Origin of the sequence: Mesorhizobium sp. WSM4307 (assembly GCF_007003945.1) — a bacterium.
Classification (GTDB): domain Bacteria; phylum Pseudomonadota; class Alphaproteobacteria; order Rhizobiales; family Rhizobiaceae; genus Mesorhizobium.
The window spans coordinates 289,020-306,667 of the sequence record NZ_VFTB01000001.1; the positions used below are offsets into that span (position 1 = coordinate 289,020).

The 17,648-nt window shown below is 63.2% G+C and carries 15 protein-coding genes and 1 pseudogene; 14 read left to right on the plus strand and 2 right to left on the minus strand.

The genetic code is table 11. The features are described from left to right. The first annotated feature begins 17 nt into the window (after positions 1-17). On the plus strand, positions 18-2,216 hold the full coding sequence (gene katG / locus FJV83_RS01285; protein ID WP_095791129.1) for a catalase/peroxidase HPI: 2,199 nt from the start codon (positions 18-20) through the stop codon (positions 2,214-2,216). 70 nt (positions 2,217-2,286) lie between these two features. On the opposite strand, the gene FJV83_RS01290 is transcribed toward katG, so the two are convergent. Further along, positions 2,287-2,964 carry an MIP family channel protein gene (locus tag FJV83_RS01290; RefSeq protein WP_010914441.1) on the minus strand — a complete coding sequence of 226 codons (678 nt, stop codon included), beginning with the start codon at positions 2,962-2,964 and terminating at the stop codon, positions 2,287-2,289. Positions 2,965-3,266: 302 nt separating this feature from the next. Between FJV83_RS01290 and FJV83_RS01295 the strand changes: the two genes are divergently transcribed. The 6 genes and pseudogenes from FJV83_RS01295 to FJV83_RS01320 all read left to right on the plus strand — a co-directional run bounded on the left by FJV83_RS01295 (position 3,267) and on the right by FJV83_RS01320 (position 9,042). Then, positions 3,267-4,556 carry an RsmB/NOP family class I SAM-dependent RNA methyltransferase gene (locus FJV83_RS01295; RefSeq protein ID WP_142886848.1) on the plus strand — a complete coding sequence of 430 codons (1,290 nt, stop codon included), beginning with the start codon at positions 3,267-3,269 and terminating at the stop codon, positions 4,554-4,556. 128 nt (positions 4,557-4,684) lie between these two features. After that, positions 4,685-5,143: a PaaI family thioesterase gene (locus FJV83_RS01300; RefSeq protein WP_023686843.1), complete on the plus strand. Its 459-nt coding sequence runs from the start codon at positions 4,685-4,687 to the stop codon at positions 5,141-5,143. Beyond that, a complete protein-coding gene (locus tag FJV83_RS01305) occupies positions 5,143-5,808 on the plus strand; it encodes a 5'-methylthioadenosine/S-adenosylhomocysteine nucleosidase (RefSeq protein WP_142886900.1) in 666 nt (221 codons plus the stop codon). Before FJV83_RS01300 ends, FJV83_RS01305 begins: the two co-directional genes overlap by 1 nt. Positions 5,809-5,863: 55 nt before the next feature. After that, positions 5,864-7,426 carry a glutamine-hydrolyzing GMP synthase gene (gene guaA, locus FJV83_RS01310; protein WP_010914447.1) on the plus strand — a complete coding sequence of 521 codons (1,563 nt, stop codon included), beginning with the start codon at positions 5,864-5,866 and terminating at the stop codon, positions 7,424-7,426. 648 nt (positions 7,427-8,074) lie between these two features. Then, a pseudogene (locus tag FJV83_RS37685) lies at positions 8,075-8,268 on the plus strand (SDR family oxidoreductase); the annotation flags it as partial. 45 nt (positions 8,269-8,313) lie between these two features. Further along, entirely contained in the window at positions 8,314-9,042 is a 729-nt protein-coding gene (locus FJV83_RS01320) for an SDR family oxidoreductase (RefSeq protein WP_095791132.1), read from the plus strand. Positions 9,043-9,270: 228 nt separating this feature from the next. Here FJV83_RS01320 and FJV83_RS01325 read toward each other — a convergent pair whose 3' ends face one another. Beyond that, the gene (locus FJV83_RS01325) at positions 9,271-9,921 is read right to left on the minus strand and encodes a TetR family transcriptional regulator C-terminal domain-containing protein (RefSeq protein ID WP_095771321.1); all 651 of its coding nucleotides are present in this window, start codon (positions 9,919-9,921) and stop codon (positions 9,271-9,273) included. Between the two features lie 193 nt (positions 9,922-10,114). Between FJV83_RS01325 and FJV83_RS01330 the strand changes: the two genes are divergently transcribed. The 7 genes from FJV83_RS01330 to FJV83_RS01360 all read left to right on the plus strand — a co-directional run bounded on the left by FJV83_RS01330 (position 10,115) and on the right by FJV83_RS01360 (position 17,645). Beyond that, positions 10,115-10,966, plus strand: coding sequence for a uracil-DNA glycosylase (locus tag FJV83_RS01330; RefSeq protein WP_246691771.1), 852 nt, complete (start codon positions 10,115-10,117; stop codon positions 10,964-10,966). A gap of 3 nt (positions 10,967-10,969) precedes the next feature. Further along, positions 10,970-12,595, plus strand: coding sequence for a choline dehydrogenase (locus FJV83_RS01335; RefSeq protein ID WP_142886847.1), 1,626 nt, complete (start codon positions 10,970-10,972; stop codon positions 12,593-12,595). A 16-nt stretch (positions 12,596-12,611) separates the two neighbouring features. Then, entirely contained in the window at positions 12,612-12,932 is a 321-nt protein-coding gene (locus tag FJV83_RS01340; protein WP_095771318.1) for an NIPSNAP family protein, read from the plus strand. Between the two features lie 122 nt (positions 12,933-13,054). Beyond that, positions 13,055-14,122, plus strand: coding sequence for a BMP family ABC transporter substrate-binding protein (locus FJV83_RS01345; RefSeq protein ID WP_246691772.1), 1,068 nt, complete (start codon positions 13,055-13,057; stop codon positions 14,120-14,122). Between the two features lie 39 nt (positions 14,123-14,161). Then, entirely contained in the window at positions 14,162-15,721 is a 1,560-nt protein-coding gene (locus tag FJV83_RS01350; RefSeq protein ID WP_245318047.1) for an ATP-binding cassette domain-containing protein, read from the plus strand. After that, positions 15,718-16,755 (plus strand): ABC transporter permease, encoded by a 1,038-nt coding sequence (locus FJV83_RS01355; protein ID WP_095771316.1) that lies wholly within the window; start codon positions 15,718-15,720, stop codon positions 16,753-16,755. Before FJV83_RS01350 ends, FJV83_RS01355 begins: the two co-directional genes overlap by 4 nt. Further along, positions 16,752-17,645 (plus strand): ABC transporter permease, encoded by an 894-nt coding sequence (locus FJV83_RS01360; RefSeq protein WP_142884851.1) that lies wholly within the window; start codon positions 16,752-16,754, stop codon positions 17,643-17,645. The genes FJV83_RS01355 and FJV83_RS01360 overlap by 4 nt, the downstream gene beginning before the upstream one ends. The last annotated feature ends 3 nt before the right edge of the window (positions 17,646-17,648 follow it).

The following is a 17,648-nucleotide window of genomic DNA, read 5'->3' on the forward strand; positions in this document are numbered from 1 at the left end:
AAAATCGGAGACTGAAGATGGACGCGAACACCGATGACAAAAGCGCGGGCAAATGCCCGGTTGCGCACGGAGCCGTTGGCAGGACCAACCGTGACTGGTGGCCGAACCAGCTGAACGTCCAGATCCTGCATCAGCAGTCGTCGCTGTCCGACCCGATGGGTGAGGCGTTCGACTACGCCGAGGAATTCAAAAGCCTCGACCTCGACGCCGTCATCAAGGATCTGCATGCACTGATGACGGATTCGCAGGAATGGTGGCCGGCCGATTTCGGCCACTATGGGCCGCTGTTCATCCGCATGGCGTGGCACAGCGCCGGCACCTACCGCATCGCCGATGGCCGCGGCGGCGCCGGGGCCGGACAGCAGCGTTTCGCGCCGCTCAACAGCTGGCCTGACAACGTCAACCTCGACAAGGCCCGCCGGCTCTTGTGGCCGATCAAGCAGAAATATGGCCGCAAGATTTCCTGGGCCGATCTGTTGATCCTCACCGGCAACGTCGCGCTGGAATCGATGGGTTTCAAGACATTCGGTTTCGCCGGTGGCCGCGCCGATGTCTGGGAACCAGAGCAGGACGTCTACTGGGGCCCCGAAGGCAAGTGGCTGGCCGACGAGCGCTACAGCGGCGACCGCGATCTGCAGAACCCGCTCGGCGCCGTGCAGATGGGGCTGATCTACGTGAATCCGGAAGGGCCGAACGGCAATCCGGATCCGCTGGCCGCGGCACGCGACATCAGGGACACCTTTGCGCGCATGGCGATGAACGATGAGGAAACCGTGGCCCTCATCGCCGGCGGCCATACGTTCGGCAAGACCCACGGTGCGGGCGATGCGAGCCTGGTGGGTGTCGAGCCGGAAGGTGCTGATATCGAGCAGCAGGGCCTCGGCTGGGCGAGCAAATTCGGCACCGGCAAGGGCGGTGACTCCATCGGCAGTGGTCTGGAAGTCATCTGGACGACGACGCCGACCAAATGGAGCAGCAACTTCTTCGACAATCTGTTCGGCTTCGACTGGGAGCTGACCAAAAGCCCGGCGGGCGCGCATCAGTGGACGCCGAAGGGCGGTGCCGGCGCCGGCACGGTGCCGGACGCGCACAATTCGGCCAAGCGCCACGCACCCTCCATGCTGACCACCGACCTCGCGTTGCGTTTCGATCCCTCCTACGCAACGATCTCGAAGCGCTTCCACGAGAATCCGGATCAGTTCGCCGACGCCTTCGCCCGCGCCTGGTACAAGCTCACCCACCGCGATATGGGCCCGGTCGCCCGTTATCTCGGCCCGTTGGTTCCGAAGGAAGAGCTGCCCTGGCAGGACATCATCCCGGCGGTCGATCATGTGCTGATCGACGAGCAGGATGCCGAAGCGCTCAAGGCGAAGATCCTGGCTTCGGGCCTGTCGGTGTCGCAGCTGGTCTCGACGGCGTGGGCGTCGGCCTCGACCTTCCGTGGTTCCGACAAGCGCGGCGGCGCCAATGGCGCGCGCATTCGCCTCAGCCCCCAGAAGGACTGGGCCGTCAACCAGCCAGCCGAACTCGCCAAGGTGCTCGACAAGCTCCAGACGATCGCCAAGGACTTCAACGCCGCGCAGACCGGCAGCAAGAAAGTCTCGCTTGCCGACCTGATCGTTCTCGGCGGCAACGCAGCGATCGAGAAGGCCGCGAAGGCCGCCGGCCACAGCGTCGACGTTCCCTTCTGGCCCGGCCGCATGGACGCCTCGCAGGAGCAGACCGACATCCACTCCTTCGCGCCGCTGGAGCCGATTGTCGACGGCTTCCGCAACTATGTAAGCGGCAAGCAGCGGCTGACCGTCGAGGAAGCGCTGGTCGACCGGGCGCAACTGCTGACGCTGACCGCGCCAGAAATGACGGTCCTCGTCGGCGGCCTGCGTGTTCTCGGCGCCAATGCCGGGCAGTCGAAGCACGGCGTGTTCACCAAACAGCCGGAAACGCTGAGCAACGACTTCTTCGTCAACCTGCTCGACATGGGCACGGAGTGGAAGGCGACATCGGACGCCAAGGACGTGTTCGAAGGCCGCGACCGCAAGACCGGTGAAGTGAAGTGGACTGGCACTCGTGCCGACCTGATCTTCGGCTCGCACTCGCAGCTGCGCGCGCTCGCCGAAGTCTATGCGACGGCGGACGCCAAGGCGAAGTTCGCGAAGGACTTCGTCGTGGCCTGGACCAAGGTGATGAACGCCGACCGCTTCGACATCGCCGGCTGATCCAGACAAGCTCTATCCAACAAAAAAGGCGCGGGCCGTGGCCCGCGCCTTTTGCATCCGGCTTTCGGGATCAATCCTTCTCGAAGATGCGTGCCTTGGCGACCACACCGGCGATGGCGCCGCCGATCAGGGGGGCGACGATGAACAGCCAGAGCTGGCTGAGCGCCGCACCGCCGGTGAACAGCGCCGGGCCGATGGAGCGGGCCGGATTGACCGAGGTGCCGGTGACCGGGATCATGGCGAAGTGAATGCCCGCCAGCGTCAGGCCGATGACCAGACCGGCAAAAGCCGTCGAGTGCTTTTCAGCGGTAACGCCGAGGATCACCGTGACGAAGGTGAAGGTGCCGATCAGCTCCCACAGGAACGCCGAGCTCATGCCCCATTTCGTCTCGTCCCAGCCATTGGCGCCGAAGCCGCCTGTGTGGCCGCCGGCCTGGCCGGAAACGATGATCCACAGTGCCAGCGAAGCCAGGATGGCGCCGATGATCTGCGCGATCCAGTAGGGGATGACGTCCTTGGCCGGCAGCCGGCCGGCGAGGAAGACGCCGAGCGTCACCGCCGGATTGAGATGCGCGCCCGAAATCGGGCCGATCGCATAGGCCGCGGCGATGAGACCGATGCCGAATGCCAGACCGATGCCTTCCTGCCCGAGCGGCAGCGCGCCGCCGAAGCCGCCCGTCACCACCGACGCCGTGCCGATGAACACCAACAGAAATGTGCCTAGAACTTCCGCCAGATAAGTTTTCATTGCCCTCTCCTCGTAGCGATCCGCCGGTTCGCGTTTTCCGCGCCGCGAATCATGGTGTGAAGAGTATTCCCAACGGAAAAACTTGGAAAGCAGAGCAGTTGCGCCACCTGCCGTGCTTGCAGTCGACAGTTGCGAACATTAGAGACCTTGCATCTATTGATCGATCTGCTGTTGCCGGCCCGCAATATTTATCGATCGGACAGATTTCAGGCGGCCACTTCGTCGCGTGGCGGAGCGGGGTTCAATCCGAACGCGAAAGGCTCTAAGAGCAGGCGATAAATCTCGATTTGATGGAATGATCAATGCGACTGGGCGGACGGCTGGCTGCGGCCATCGAAGTGCTGGAGGACATTGGCCGGCGTCACCGGCCGGTGGCTGATGCGCTGAAGGATTGGGGCCTGTCACACCGCTTCGCCGGTGGCGGTGATCGCGCGGCGATCGGCAACATCGTCTACGACGCGCTACGCCACAAACGTTCCGCCGGCTGGCTGCTCGGCGAAGACACGCCGCGCGCAGTCGGCTTCGGCGCGTTGCTGCTCGAATGGGGCCAGACGGCGCAGTCGCTCAACGACGCGCTCGACGGCGACAAGTTCGCGCCGCCGCTGCTCAGTGCCACCGAGATGCAGACGATTGCCGGTCGCCGGCTTGCCGACGCGCCGCCCGCCGTGCGTGCCGACATACCAGATTGGTGTGAACCGCTTTTCGAACGGGCTTTTGGCGAGGCATGGGTCGGGGAGGGCGCGGCGCTGGCGACCCGCCCGCCGCTCGACATAAGGGTCAACACGCTGCAGGCCGATCGCGCCAGGGTGCTCAAGGAACTGGCCGATACAGGGGCGCAGGCCGCGCGGATCGCACCGCTCGGCATCCGCATTCCGCCCATCGACGGCGACGGCAGGCACCCGAACGTGCAGGCCGAGCCCGCCTTCCAGAAAGGCTGGTTCGAGGTCCAGGACGAGGGCTCGCAAATAGCGGCAACACTTGCCGGCGCCGAGGCCGGCATGCAGGTGCTCGACTTCTGTGCCGGCGCCGGCGGCAAGACATTGGCGCTGTCGGCTGCGATGGACAATCGCGGCCAGATCTTTGCCCATGATGCCGAAAAAGCGCGCCTTGCGCCAATCTTCGACCGCATCCGCCGCTCGGAAAACCGCAACGTGCAGGTCGTCACCAAGCCGGCCGAGCTCGCTCCGCTTGCTGGTCACATGGACATCGTGCTGGTCGACGCGCCATGCACCGGCAGCGGCACCTGGCGCCGGCGCCCCGACGCCAAATGGCGGCTGACGCAAAGGCAGCTCGATGCCCGCAAGGGCGAGCAGTCGGCGATCCTCGATGCCGCACGAGCCTATGTCAAACCCGGCGGCCTGCTGGTCTACATCACCTGCTCGGTATTCTCCGAGGAGAATGGCGAGCAGATCGCCGCGTTCCGCGAGCGCAACAGCCGTTTTGTTCCGATTGACCACCGCGCACTTTGGGAGAGCCATTTCCCCGGCCACGAGGCGGCCGCGCGGATCGGTTCCGCCGGCGAGATCTCACTGTCGCCGTTGCTGAGCGGCACGGACGGGTTTTATTTCTGCGCGCTGCGCCGGACCAACTGAGCCAGCCGGATCCCCGGCCACTCAACCCATGACGGCCGACGGGACGAATTGTTGCAGTGCAGCAATTGAGATTGCCTGCTGCCCATCCCTCTGCAATAAGCTTTGCCAGACAAACGAAGGCAATTGCGATGGCAGCAAAGATCGTACCGGCCCCGGACTATGAGGATCGCGTCAGGGCGTCCTTCGCGCGCCAGCAGGCGATGGCGACGATCGGCGCCGAACTGACGCTGGTGACGCCCGGCATCATCGAGATCGAGATGCCCTATTCGGCGGCGCTCACCCAGCAGCATGGTTTCCTGCATGCCGGGGTGATTTCGACGGCGCTGGACTCGGCCTGCGGCTATGCTGCCTTCTCGCTGATGCCGGAAAACTCCGGCGTGCTGACCATAGAGTTCAAGGTCAATCTTCTGGCGCCGGGCAGGGGCGAACGCTTCCTGTTCCGCGGCTCGGTAACCAAACCCGGCCGCACCATCATCGTCGCCGACGGCCAGGCCTATGCTTTCGCCGCCGACGGCGAGGCCAAGCTGATCGCCACCATGACCGGAACGATGATGACGGTGGTTGGGCGTGATGGGATAGCGGGGTGATGGTCAACGTTACGCGAATTGGCGGCAAGGACGTTCTCTTCGTCATGGCGGCGCAAGCCGAATATGGTCCGCATCTGCAAAAACTGTTCACACCGCTGATGACGGGCGTCGGTCCGGTCGAGGCAGCCGTCAGGCTGGGCGCGGAACTGTCCTGGCTGAAGTCGCAGAAGGCTTTGCCGGACCTTGTCGTCTCGCTCGGCTCAGCCGGCAGCCGGACGCTGGAGCAGACGGAAATCTATCAGGCCGTCTCCGTCAGCTATCGCGACATCGACGCCTCGCCCTTGGGCTTCGAAAAGGGCGCGACCCCTTTTCTCGATCTGCCGGTCACCGTGCCGCTGCCGTTTCGTATTCCTGAAGTCAGGCAAGCCACACTGTCGACCGGCGGCGCCATCATCACCGGCGCTGCCTATGATGCAATCGCGGCCGACATGGTCGACATGGAGACCTTCGCCTGCCTGCGCGCCTGCCAGCTCTTCGATGTGCCCCTGATCGGCCTGCGCGGTATTTCCGACGGCGCTGCCGATCTCAGGCATGTCGGCGACTGGACCGAATATCTCCACGTCATCGACGAAAGGCTGGCCGACGCCGTCATGCGCCTCGAACAGGCGATCGGCTCGGGTCTGCTGCGAACCGCTCCATCCAACGACCAGGCCAGACCTGTCTGAAAGTCAGGCTACGCAACCCATTGCGTCGACTCATTTCTTTCTCTAAACGCTCGCCATGAAAACAGCCAATCATCCCGACACCGTCCTGATTGTCGATTTCGGCAGCCAGTTTACGCAGCTCATTGCCCGCCGCATCCGTGAGGCCGGCGTGTTTTCCGAGATCGTGCCGTTCCAATCGGCCGAAGCCGCGTTCAAGCGCATCAATCCCAAAGCCGTCATCCTGTCGGGCGGCCCGGCTTCGACGTCGGATATCGGCAGCCCGCGCGCGCCGCAGATCGTCTTCGATGCCGGGGTGCCGGTGCTCGGCATCTGCTACGGCCAGATGGCCATGTGCGTGCAGATGGGCGGTGTCGCCGAAAGCTCCAACCATCGCGAGTTCGGACGCGCTTTCGTCGAGATCGAGAAGGACAGCCCGCTGTTCGAGGGGCTGTGGGCGACCGGCCAGCGCCACCAGGTGTGGATGAGCCATGGCGATCGCGTGATCGCCTTGCCGCCGGGTTTTCAGGTGTTCGGCAAGTCGGAAAGCTCGCCTTTCGCCATTTTCGGCAATGTCGAGCGCAAGATGTACGGCATCATGTTCCACCCCGAGGTGGTGCACACGCCCGATGGCGCCAGGCTGCTCCGTAATTTCGTCCACAACATCGCCGGCATCGAGGGCGACTGGACGATGCGCGCCTACCGCGAACACGCGGTCGAGGCGATCCGCAAGCAGGTCGGCAAGGGCAAGGTCATCTGCGCGCTGTCGGGCGGTGTGGATTCCTCCGTCGCGGCGCTGCTGATCCACGAGGCGGTCGGCGACCAGCTCACCTGCATCCTCGTCGACCATGGCCTGATGCGCAAGGATGAGGCGGCGGGCGTGGTGGCGATGTTCCGTCAGCATTACAATCTGCCGCTGATCCTGGTCGATGCCTCGGAAAAATTCATCTCGGCGCTGGAAGGCGAGGTTGACCCCGAGAAGAAGCGCAAGACCATCGGCCGGCTGTTCATCGAGGTGTTCGAGGAAGAGGCCAAAAAGCTCGGCGGCGCCGACTTCCTGGCACAGGGCACACTTTATCCCGACGTCATCGAAAGCGTCTCCTTCACCGGCGGCCCGTCGGTGACCATCAAGTCGCACCACAATGTCGGCGGCCTGCCCGAGCGCATGAACATGCAACTGGTCGAGCCGCTGCGCGAACTGTTCAAGGACGAGGTGCGGGCGCTGGGCAAGGAGCTCGGCCTGCCCGAAAGCTTCATCGGCCGCCACCCGTTCCCCGGTCCTGGCCTTGCCATCCGCTGCCCGGGCGGCATCACCCGCGAGAAACTGGAAATCCTGCGCGAGGCCGACGCCATCTATCTCGACGAGATCCGAAAGGCCGGGCTCTACGACGCCATCTGGCAGGCCTTCGCCGTGCTCTTGCCGGTGCAGACCGTCGGTGTGATGGGCGATGGCCGCACCTACGAGTTCGTCTGCGCGCTGCGCGCCGTCACCTCGGTCGACGGAATGACGGCGGATTTCTACCACTACGACATGGCCTTCCTGGGCGCCGCCGCCACGCGCATCATCAACGAGGTCCGCGGCATCAACCGCGTTGTCTACGACGTGACGTCGAAGCCGCCTGGCACGATCGAGTGGGAATAGGAAAAGACCTGCGAAATTCGGCGAAACGGCGTGAAAAAGGATAGTGTTATCTGCGGTCTTGTTGGCTATCGGTCCTGCATCATCAACTGAAGCCATCGCTCTCTTAAGTCACTGATTTTTATGCCTCTGTGCCAACCATGGCTGTGTTGTCAGTCAGCGCTGCGGTTGGAATCCGACGGTACTATTGACGGTACTTTTCGCGCTGAGACACGCCCATAAGAAAGTACCGTCACTCGCACTACAGTTGCCGCGGTACTTATTTGATATCTAACGCTTTGAAATAGAAATAGAAAACGGCCCCAAAGTATCGTGTCGATGACCGTACTTTTAGTCCTCGGCTGGCATCGCCGGATTGGACGGCTGGGACGGTCAGGGCAGCGCCTCATTTATGAACCTGGCCTCCTCGGCGAGACCGCTGTTTGAAACCTGATGGCTCGAGGCTCAACCTTGGCCAGGACACCGGCTGCCTTTAGCTGCTCTGCCGCTCGCACATTCTCGCCTGAAGGCATATCGGATCGGCGTCATCGTGTGAATCAGGTGCAAACGGGGTGCCGGTTGCGGGAGCTAACGGTAAAGCCGATGCCAGGCGTCCCGAGAAAGCGACCATTGCCCCAATAACGTCCTGAATTTCGAGAAAGGCATGGGCTGGCGAGGGAGGCGTAGGGCGACCCCGAGAAGGCCGGACCGGCGCGCATGCCGTTGGGGCGCTTCATCGAGACCGAGGAGGTCGCGGAGTTGTGCTCTTCCTGCTCTCCGAGCGTGCCGCCATGGTGAACGGCATCTCGATACCGGTCGATACGGCTTCGGGATCAATTAGGTGCCGGCGTAATCCTAAGGGATGAGAGATTCATGCTAAGGTTCCAGCGTTTCAGATAGAACGAGATTTCATGGCGAGAGAGTTGGAAGGAAAGATTGCCGCGGTCACGGGGGCTGCCTCGGGTATCGGGCTGGCGAGCACCGAAGCAATGTTGGGTGAGGGCGCGCGCGTCGTGATGATCGATCGCGATAAGGTTGCCCTCGAGGCTTACCAGGCCAAACACGGGGAGGCGGTCATCCCGCTTGTCATCGACCTCCTCGACCCGAAGGACTGTGCGACGCTGATGCCACGCGTTCTGGAAACCGCAGGTCGACTCGACATCTTTCATGCCAATGCGGGCACCTATGTGGGTGGTGACCTGGTCGACTCCGACACAGGTGCCATCGACCGCATGCTGAACCTGAACGTTAATGTCGTGATGAAGAATGTGCACGACGTGCTGCCTCACATGATCGACCGTAGAACGGGCGACATCATCGTTACGAGTTCTTTGGCAGCCCACTTCCCGACGCCATGGGAGCCGGTCTATGCATCGTCCAAGTGGGCGATCAACTGCTTTGTGCAGACGGTTCGACGTCAGGTGTTCAAGCACGGTATTCGGGTCGGCTCGATCTCTCCTGGACCTGTGATCAGCGCACTGCTAGCGGACTGGCCACCAGAGAAGCTGAAGGAAGCCAGGGAGTCGGGCAGCCTGCTGGAAGCAGGCGAAGTGGCGAATGTGATCACCTTCATGCTGACGCGACCGCGCGGCATGACGATCCGCGACGTGGTGATGATGCCGACCAACTTCGATCTCTGAGGGCCTGGGTATTCGCCGACAGATCATCTTCCCGTGGCCAAACTTCCGTGGTGCAATGTATGATCCGCAATGCAATTCCGGCAAGCAGCATGTATTCAAACAGGACTTTTCGCCAATCCGCCATGCAACTTTATTCGGGCGGCCGCATCTGCAATGGCGCTGACAATCGCCGTGCGCGCGGCGGCGCTGTCGCCATTGTCCAGCGCCGCAAGAAGCATTTCGATGCTGTCAAGCTGAGACGCCGCACCCGTCGAGGACGATAGTCGTGATGGCGGCGGCCGCTGCGTCGTAGTCGGCCTTGGCCAGTTTGCTCTTTTCGAGCGCATTGGCTGCCAACGGTTCGAAATCGCCGTAGAACTGCGTCGCCGCCCACAGCATGATGAAAAAATGCCGGGCATCGACGGGCGCCATCTTGCCGTCGCGCACCCAGCCCTCGACGACGGCAGACCGCTCGCGCGTGACCCGCTGCATGTGCAGCTTTTGCTGCTTGCTCAGGAAGTGGGCACCTCGCAGCATTTCGTTGGCGAAGAAACGCGACTCGGCTGCATGCTTGCGTGAATAGTCGAGCTTGGCGCGGACATAGACGGCAATCGCCTCGCGCGGGTCGCGATCAGGCGTGATGTGCTCGAAGGCCTTGTCCCACCCCGTCAGCAGATGCTCGATCACGTGGGTGTAGATTTCCTGCTTGGTCGAAAAGTAGTAGTAGACATTCGCCTTGGGCAGCCCGCAATGGTCAGCTATTTCCTGGATGCGCGTCCCGTCGAGGCCCTTTCGCGCGAACACGTCGACCGCCGCGCGCAGAATCTTCTCCCGGTTCCTGGCGCCAACCCTGTCTTCGGGGTTCTTGCCGCCCGGGCGTGCCGCTTTCTGTCCCGCCATATTCGCTCCGCCCCCCTGCCTGTACTTGTCCGGGCTCTATAGCACCCTTCGAAAATCGGCCCAAGCGATAGTGGCATGGTTTCAAAAAAACTGACGATATGGTCAGGTTTTGTAATTTTGGAAGTTGACATTTTGGTCAGGTTCTTCGTAACGTCCCGATCGTTGGGAAGTTAAAGGGGAGGGCGTCGCCGCGATGCCGGTTCAACTCAGGTCTGCGATGATTGAAACCTTGGCGGGTTGGCACGACGACATCGCACCGGCCTGGCGGGCCGCCCTTGGTGCCGTGTCGCTGGATTTCGATGCCATCGACCCGATGCTTGAGCTTGAGCCTTGGGAGCCGATCTTCCCGTCGCGGCGCGATAAGACTTTTCCTGGCGCGCCCAAGGGCGCGCACATGCTACGCGCCTTCGACGGCATTGCGCCGGAGGATGTGCGTTGCGTCATTCTTGGCCAAGACCCTTATCCGGAGCCCGGTTTTTCCACCGGCCGTGCCTTCGAGGCCGGCAATGTCGCTGCCTGGCGCGAGCTCGACAAGATGTTCTCCAAGAGCATTCGCGCCTTCACCCAGCAGATCGTCGCGGCGCGCACCGGCAATCTCGCCTATGCCCGGTCCTTCGCCGATTGGCCGGCGACGCTGGCCGCCATCGAGGACGGCCCGGTCGATCTCGAGAGCGCCGACGTGCTGGCGCAGCGATGGGTCGACGACGGCGTTTTGCTTCTCAACGCGTCGCTGACGCTGTCTCGCTTCAAAGTCGAGATCGACCCGCACCAGTCGAGCGGTCATCTGCCCTTGTGGCGTCCGCTGATACTCGCGGTGCTGCACCAGCTCGCTGGCCGTGGCGCTCCCGTCATCTTCATCGGCTTTGGCGACGCTGCCGCGCAGACGCTTGCTTTGGCGGACATCATCGAAGGCCAGGGCCTACTGACCGGCTGCATTCTGCGCGACCATCCGGCGCGCGCCGATGCGGTTCTGACGCTCGAAAACCCATTCCTGCTTTGCAACCGGTATCTGGAGGCGATGGGCGCCAAGCCCGTCGCATGGTGACATATGTCTGCAACCGAGACCTACGATTTCATCATCGTCGGCGCCGGCTCGGCCGGTTGTGTTCTGGCCAACCGGCTGTCCGCCAACCCCGATCACAAGGTGCTGTTGCTGGAAGCGGGCGGTCGGGATTCCAATCCACTGTTCCGACTGCCCATGCTGATGGGCAAGCTGTTCCAGTCCGGCATCTACAACTGGCATTATCACACTGAGCCGGAACCCTTTCTCAACAACCGCTCGCTCTATTGGCCGCGCGGCAAGGCATTGGGCGGCTCGTCCACCATCAACGGCATGATCTATGTGCGCGGCAACCGCCACGACTACGACCGCTGGGCGCAAATGGGGCTGCCCGGTTGGTCCTACGAAGATGTGCTGCCGGCCTTCCGCAGGTCGGAAGGACACATTCAGCGCAAGGATGCCCCGCATGGCACCGGGGGTGAGCTGACCGTCTGCCGGGCGCGCGGCTGGAACCCGCTGCTCGACGTGTTCTCGGCAGCGGGCGCGCAAGCCGGCTATCCGATGAACGACGACTTCAACGGCGACGAACAGGAAGGCTTCGGCAAATTCGACTTCACCATCAAGGACGGCAAGCGCTGGTCGACCTCGTATGCGTTCCTGCGCCCGATCGCCGGACGCAAGAACCTGACCGTCCTGACCAAAGCGCTGACCCAGCGGATCGTCCTCGCCAACGGCAGAGCCGCCGGTGTCGAATTCTCCCATAACGGTACGCTACGTACCGCTCTTGCCGAACGCGAAGTCGTGGTTAGCGCCGGCGCGGTGAACTCACCGCAAATCCTTTTGCTGTCGGGTATCGGGTCTGCCGACGAGCTCGCAGAGCATGGCATCAAGGCCATTCACAATCTGCCCGGCGTCGGCAAGAACCTGCAGGATCATGTCGATTGCGTGTTGTCCTACGAATGCACCCAGCCAATCACGCTGTTCAGCGACCTGCGTGTCGACAGGCTGACCTGGTCGCTGGTCGAAGGCATGTTGTTCGGCCGCGGCATCACCACGACATTCCCCTATGAGGCAGGCGCGTTCATCAAATCGCGGTCGGATCTGGTTGCGCCCGACATCCAGCTGCATTTCATGCCAGCTCTGGAAAAGACCGCCAACCTGCACTTTCCCAGTCCGTTCAAGCGCGCGGCTGTCGAAGCCAATCACGGCTTCACGCTGCGGGTAGGGCCTGTCAACCCGGAGAGCCGGGGCGCCATCACGCTGGCATCCGCCGATCCCAAGGTGCCGCCCAGAATCCAGGCCAATTATCTCGAAACCGAGTTTGATCGTCAGACCATGATCGCCGGCATTCGGCTGACGCGAGAGATCATCAACCAGCCCGCCTTCGACGCCTATCGCGGACGCGAACTCGCGCCCGGTCCTCAGGTCGAGACCGACGCCGATCTTGTCGAATGGCTGAAGGCGACCGCCATGACGACATTCCATCCGGTCGGCACATGTAAGATGGGCAACGATGAGCGCGCCGTCGTCGACGCGCGTCTCAAGGTCCATGGCATCGACGGCCTGCGCGTCGCCGACGCTTCGATCATGCCGGTCATTTCCAGCGGCAACACCAATGCGCCAGCGATCATGATCGGTGAAAAATGTGCCGAGTTCATCCTGAACGCTGCCTGACGGGACAAGGAACGCCATGATTGTCGAACACCGCACCTACACATTCCGGCCCGGCACGGTCGATTCGTGGATGCAGAAATACGAGGCCGAGGGCCTCCCTGTGCAAAAGAAGCACCTCAACCGTTTCCTCGGGCTCTACGTTTCCGAGATCGGGCATCTTCATACGACGGTTCTGATGTGGGGCTACGACAGCCTCGCCGATCGCGAGGCGCGCCGCGCCGCCATGTATGCAGACCCCGACTGGCAGAAATTCATCGGCGAAGTCTGGGCGCTGAACGCCATCCAGTCCCAGGACGTGATGATCATGAATCCGGCACCGTTTTCCCCCGGTGTCTGATGGCGAACACGAGCGTGACCGGGGACGGATGAGGCATCGGATGCCGCCTCAAGAAGGTGGCACCAGAACTTTCAAAGGAACGGCGAGCCGGAAACGCGGACGCCAAAAAAGGGATGACTGTCATGACGAGCAATTTTGACGACCGGGCGATCCTCGCCGCGGGATTGAACCGCCGCAGCTTCATCAAGGCCGGCGCCAGCGCGGCAGCGCTTGCCGCCATAAGCGGTGCGCTGTCCAAGGTGGCATATGCGGCTGACGGATTCATCGCGCTGGTGCACACCCAGGCAGCGGGCGACCAGAGCGCGGTCGATTCCATGATCGCCAAGATCAACCAGCTGGCGCAGGAAAAGGGAGTTCAGGCGCGCGTCGTCTACGCCCAGGATCCGGCGACCTACGAAACCATCTTTCGCACGCTGGCCGATGCCGGCGCATCGGTCATCGTCTCGACCTTCAACGAGGTTGGCGAGCCGTTCAAGGCGCTGGCGCCGTCCTATCCCAAAACCAAATGGATCCAGCTGTTCGGCGACGCTATCGAGCCGCCGCTGCCCAATGTTGTGACCGTATCCTATGACTATTATCTCGGGTGCTATCTGTCGGGTGTGTTCGCCGCGCGCATGACCAAGAGCGGCAAGATCGGCTATATCGGCGGCATCTCCATTCCCCCGCTCAACGCCGATTTCAATGCGCTGAAGGCCGGCGCTCTTTCGGTCAATCCGGACCTAACCGTTACTGCCGCCTTTGCCGGTTCGTTCCAGGACCCCGCCAAGGGCCAGGAAATCGCCACCCAGATGTTCAACGACGGCATCGACTACATCCAGACCGACTCTGCGGCCACCGATGGCGGCATCATTGCCGCCGCCAATGAGGGCGCGGGGCGCATGCTCTCCACCCTTGCGCGGGCGCAGTATCCACTCGGTCCGAAGTCGATCGTCGGCATCGTCAGCCTCGACTTCGGCCAGTCGCTCTACATCGAGGTCGGCAAGGCGCTTGGCGCGGAATGGGCTGGCGGCAAGCATGTCGCCACCGGTCTGGGCACCGGCGTGGTCGAATTCGAGCTGTCGCCGCTCTATGCCGAGCAGGGCCCGGCGGATCGGGTTGCCAAATCCAAGGAAATCTGGGCTGAGATCGAGAAGACCAAGACCGGCATTCTCGACGGTTCCATCGTCGTGCCCTTCAACACCACGCTTTGAGCCTGTTGGCTGACAGGCGAACCTGGATCGATGACCCCGATGGACAATCCCGCACTCGAATGCCGTGACGTTACCGTGGCCTATGGCAGCGTCATGGCCCTTTCGGGTGTGGGCATTGCTTTCGAACAGGGCAAGATTCACGCCGTGGTCGGTCAGAATGGCGCTGGAAAAACCACCTTTGCCCGCGTCGCGGCCGGACTTGTCCGGCCGGCCGCGGGCGAACTCAGGATCAACGGCCAGCAAGTCAAGACAGGCAAGGTCAAGGACGCGCGCGCCGCCGGCGTCGAACTCGTGCACCAGAGCTTTGCCTTGCCGCCGTCCTTCACGGTGGCCGAAGCCATGGAGTTCGGGTCGGACAGAGGCGCCGCTATCTTCACCCGCTCGGCATTGCAGAAGCGCTGGGCGCCGCATCTCAAGAGCCTCGATGTCAATGTCGATCCGAAGCGCCGGGTGCGCGACCTGCCGGTCGAGACGCAGCAAGGCATCGAGATCGCCCGCGCGTTGGTCGCCGACGCTAGGGTTCTGATCCTCGACGAGCCGACGGCGGTGCTTTCGCCTTCCGGAATCGAGATGCTGTTCGAGCGGGTGCGCAAGCTCAGGGATCGCGGCGTCACCGTGATCCTCATCCTGCACAAGATACGCGAGGTGCTGGCGATTGCCGATACGGTCAGCGTGCTGCGCGGCGGCAGGCTTGTCGACGGGCCGGTGGCCTGCGCCGAGATCGGCGCCAAGCGTCTTGCCGAGATGATCGTCGGCCCGGCCGTCGCCAGGACCCTGGCGCCGGGTGATGCCGACGCGGCGACCGGCCGAGGCGCACCAGCCGCGCACACGGCGAACCACCACACTCCGGCCGATGCTGGGCTGGTCCTCGACATGCGCGGCGTCTCCACGCTGAGCGACGCCGAAGGGCCTGCCCTGCGCGATCTTTCGCTCACAATCAAGGCCGGCGAGATCGTCGGCATTGCAGGCGTCGAGGGCAACGGCCAGCGAACGCTGGTGCGCGCCATCGCTGATCTTGTCGACGCGATGCACGGCACGCTCGCCGTGGGCGGGGTCGATGTCACGGCCGCACCGCTGGCGCGCCGCCGCGCCGCCGGCCTGCGCATCATTCCATTCGAGCGCAACACTGAGGGCTTGAGCCTTTCGAGCAGCCTGTGGGAGAACTGGTCGGCGCGCGAATTGCTGCAATCGCGCTTGCTGAGCGCCATCAATCCGGCGCGGCTGAAAAAGCGCTGTGACGAGGCGCTTCAAGCATGGAGCGTGCACTATGCGACCACCGGCCAGCAAGCGGGTTCACTGTCGGGCGGCAACGCCCAGAAGGTGATCCTGGCGCGCGAGGTCGATGCCGACGCCAAGCTGATCATCGCCGCGCAGCCGACGAGAGGTCTCGACATCGGCGCGACAGCCTTTGTCTGGCAATCGCTGCGAGAGGCACGCGACCGCGGCTGCGGCGTGCTCTTGATCTCCTCGGACCTCGACGAGCTCTTCGACATCAGCGACCGGGTCGTCGTCATGCTGTCGGGAGAGGTCGCCGGCACATTTTCGGCGCCCTACCGGATCGGCGCCGTCGGCGCGGCCATGACAGGGGTTTCCCAATGACGGGCAAATTCGTTTCGGTCTTGCGTGGGCTGATCTTCATCGTTATCGCCCTGGCGCTGTGCGGCGTCATTTTCCAGTTCGCCGGCTATTCGGCGCTCGGCATGTTCCACAGTGTCGCCGAAGGCGCGTTCTTCCGCCCGGGCGCATGGCAGCAGAGCCTGCGTTGGGCGCTGCCGCTGTTCATCACCGCCGCCGGTGTCGGCATTTCTTTCCGCGCCGGCTATTTCAACATCGGCGCGCAGGGCCAGTTCTACCTCGGCGCCATCTGTGCCGCTTTCATGGCCGAGTGGCTCAACGGCGCGCCCGCCTTCGTTGTCATTCCGGCCTGCTTTGCAGCCGGCATGACAGGTGGGGCGCTCTGGGCCCTGTGGCCGGGACTGCTGCGCCTGCAGTCCGGCACCGACGAAGTGATCACCACTCTGATGGGCAATTTCCTCGCTGGGCTGTTGCTGGTCTATGTCACCGCCGGCCCGCTGAAGGACCCGTCAGGTTCGGGTCAGCAGGCCTCCAGCCGGCCGCTCGCGGCTGCCTATCGCATTTCGGATTCGCTGGGTCTGTCGCCGACCATTATCGTGATCGCCGCGCTGGTCGCGGTGGCGATGTGGCTGCTGGTCAATCGCACCGCCTTCGGCGTTCTGGCCAGCCTTGCCGGGCGCAACCCGACCATGGTGCAGTGGCAGGGCGCAACGGTCTGGCGTTTGGGGCTTTCGAGCTTTCTGATCTCCGGTGCCCTGGCGGGCCTCGCCGGCACCATCGAGTTCATGGGCCCCAACGGCCGTCTGGCCGGCGGGTTCCTGCCGACCCACGGCTTCACCGCTATCCTGATCGCGCTGGTGGCCAATCTGTCGGTGGTGGGTACGGCCTTCGTCTCGGTGTTCTTCGGCGGGCTTGCCTCGGCCGCGCTTTATCTGCCGATCATGGCAGGGCTGCCCTCGGCGGCCATCGAGATCATCAACGCCGCGATTGCGCTTTTCATTACTGCCAAATCCGGCTTCGTCGACCGCCTCCTGGCGATCGGGAGGAGATCGGCATGAACGACATCATAGTCGCCATCCTGCGTTCCGGCACGCCGCTCATCTATGTCACCATGGCGGGCGTCGTGGCCCAGCGCGCCGGCATATGGAATCTCGGCCTCGAGGGATTGATGATCATCGGCGCATGTGCGGCGATTGTCGGCATCGTGCTGACCGGCTCGTTCGCGTTGGCGATGCTGATTGCCATCATCCTGTGCGTGCTCGCCTCGATGCTGCTGTGGTTCGTCATCGAAAAGCTCAAGGCCAATCCGATCATCGCAGGCCTTGGATTGACCGGCCTCGGCCTCGGCGGCACGTCGCTTGCCGTCCAGGCCATCTTCGGCAGCCAGGCCGCCGTCACGGCCCCCTTCGGCGTGCCCAAGCTTGGCCCGGCTTTTGGACCTTTCGGGGTGCTGTCGATCTTCGTGCTGGCGATGCCCTTCGCGGTTTTCGCCATGTGGGTTCTGTTGCGGCGCACGCGCTTCGGTTTGCGGCTGGCGGCTTCGGGCGAGCACCCCTTTGCAGCCCGCAGCGTCGGCGCCAATCCCTCGCGCATGCGACTTGCAGCGTTGATCATTGGCGGGGTGCTTTGCGCCATTGGTGGCGCCGAACTGGCGGCTGGCAGTTTGCAGATCTACGCCCAGAACATGACGGCGGGACGCGGCTTCATGGCTTTCGCCGCGGTTATTTTCGGGGCAGCGCATCCGATCGGTTCCGCATTTGCCGCGCTGTTCTTCTCCGTGGTCGGCGCCCTCGGCATTCGCGCCCAGTTGCTGTTCGGTGATGCTGTTCCGCATGACCTGCTTTTGGCCTTGCCTTATATCGCGACGGTGTTCGGCGTCTGGCTCAGCGGCAAGCTGCGCGGAGGGCGCAAGGCCGCCACGGGCTTCGCTGAACTGCGCGATTACTAGGAC

Excerpts from the sequence above, each read along its gene's own strand:
- FJV83_RS01320 (WP_095791132.1), top strand. The coding sequence starts at position 8,314 with ATGGCGAGAGAGTTGGAAGGAAAGATTGCCGCGGTCACGGGGGCTGCC.
- FJV83_RS01295 (WP_142886848.1), top strand. The coding sequence starts at position 3,267 with ATGCGACTGGGCGGACGGCTGGCTGCGGCCATCGAAGTGCTGGAGGAC.
- FJV83_RS01350 (WP_245318047.1), top strand. The coding sequence starts at position 14,162 with ATGGACAATCCCGCACTCGAATGCCGTGACGTTACCGTGGCCTATGGC.
- FJV83_RS01305 (WP_142886900.1), top strand. The coding sequence starts at position 5,143 with ATGGTCAACGTTACGCGAATTGGCGGCAAGGACGTTCTCTTCGTCATG.
- FJV83_RS01340 (WP_095771318.1), top strand. The coding sequence starts at position 12,612 with ATGATTGTCGAACACCGCACCTACACATTCCGGCCCGGCACGGTCGAT.
- FJV83_RS01355 (WP_095771316.1), top strand. The coding sequence starts at position 15,718 with ATGACGGGCAAATTCGTTTCGGTCTTGCGTGGGCTGATCTTCATCGTT.
- FJV83_RS01335 (WP_142886847.1), top strand. The coding sequence starts at position 10,970 with ATGTCTGCAACCGAGACCTACGATTTCATCATCGTCGGCGCCGGCTCG.
- FJV83_RS01330 (WP_246691771.1), top strand. The coding sequence starts at position 10,115 with ATGCCGGTTCAACTCAGGTCTGCGATGATTGAAACCTTGGCGGGTTGG.
- FJV83_RS01325 (WP_095771321.1), bottom strand. The coding sequence starts at position 9,921 with ATGGCGGGACAGAAAGCGGCACGCCCGGGCGGCAAGAACCCCGAAGAC.
- FJV83_RS01360 (WP_142884851.1), top strand. The coding sequence starts at position 16,752 with ATGAACGACATCATAGTCGCCATCCTGCGTTCCGGCACGCCGCTCATC.
- FJV83_RS01300 (WP_023686843.1), top strand. The coding sequence starts at position 4,685 with ATGGCAGCAAAGATCGTACCGGCCCCGGACTATGAGGATCGCGTCAGG.
- katG (WP_095791129.1), top strand. The coding sequence starts at position 18 with ATGGACGCGAACACCGATGACAAAAGCGCGGGCAAATGCCCGGTTGCG.
- FJV83_RS01290 (WP_010914441.1), bottom strand. The coding sequence starts at position 2,964 with ATGAAAACTTATCTGGCGGAAGTTCTAGGCACATTTCTGTTGGTGTTC.
- FJV83_RS01345 (WP_246691772.1), top strand. The coding sequence starts at position 13,055 with ATGACGAGCAATTTTGACGACCGGGCGATCCTCGCCGCGGGATTGAAC.
- guaA (WP_010914447.1), top strand. The coding sequence starts at position 5,864 with ATGAAAACAGCCAATCATCCCGACACCGTCCTGATTGTCGATTTCGGC.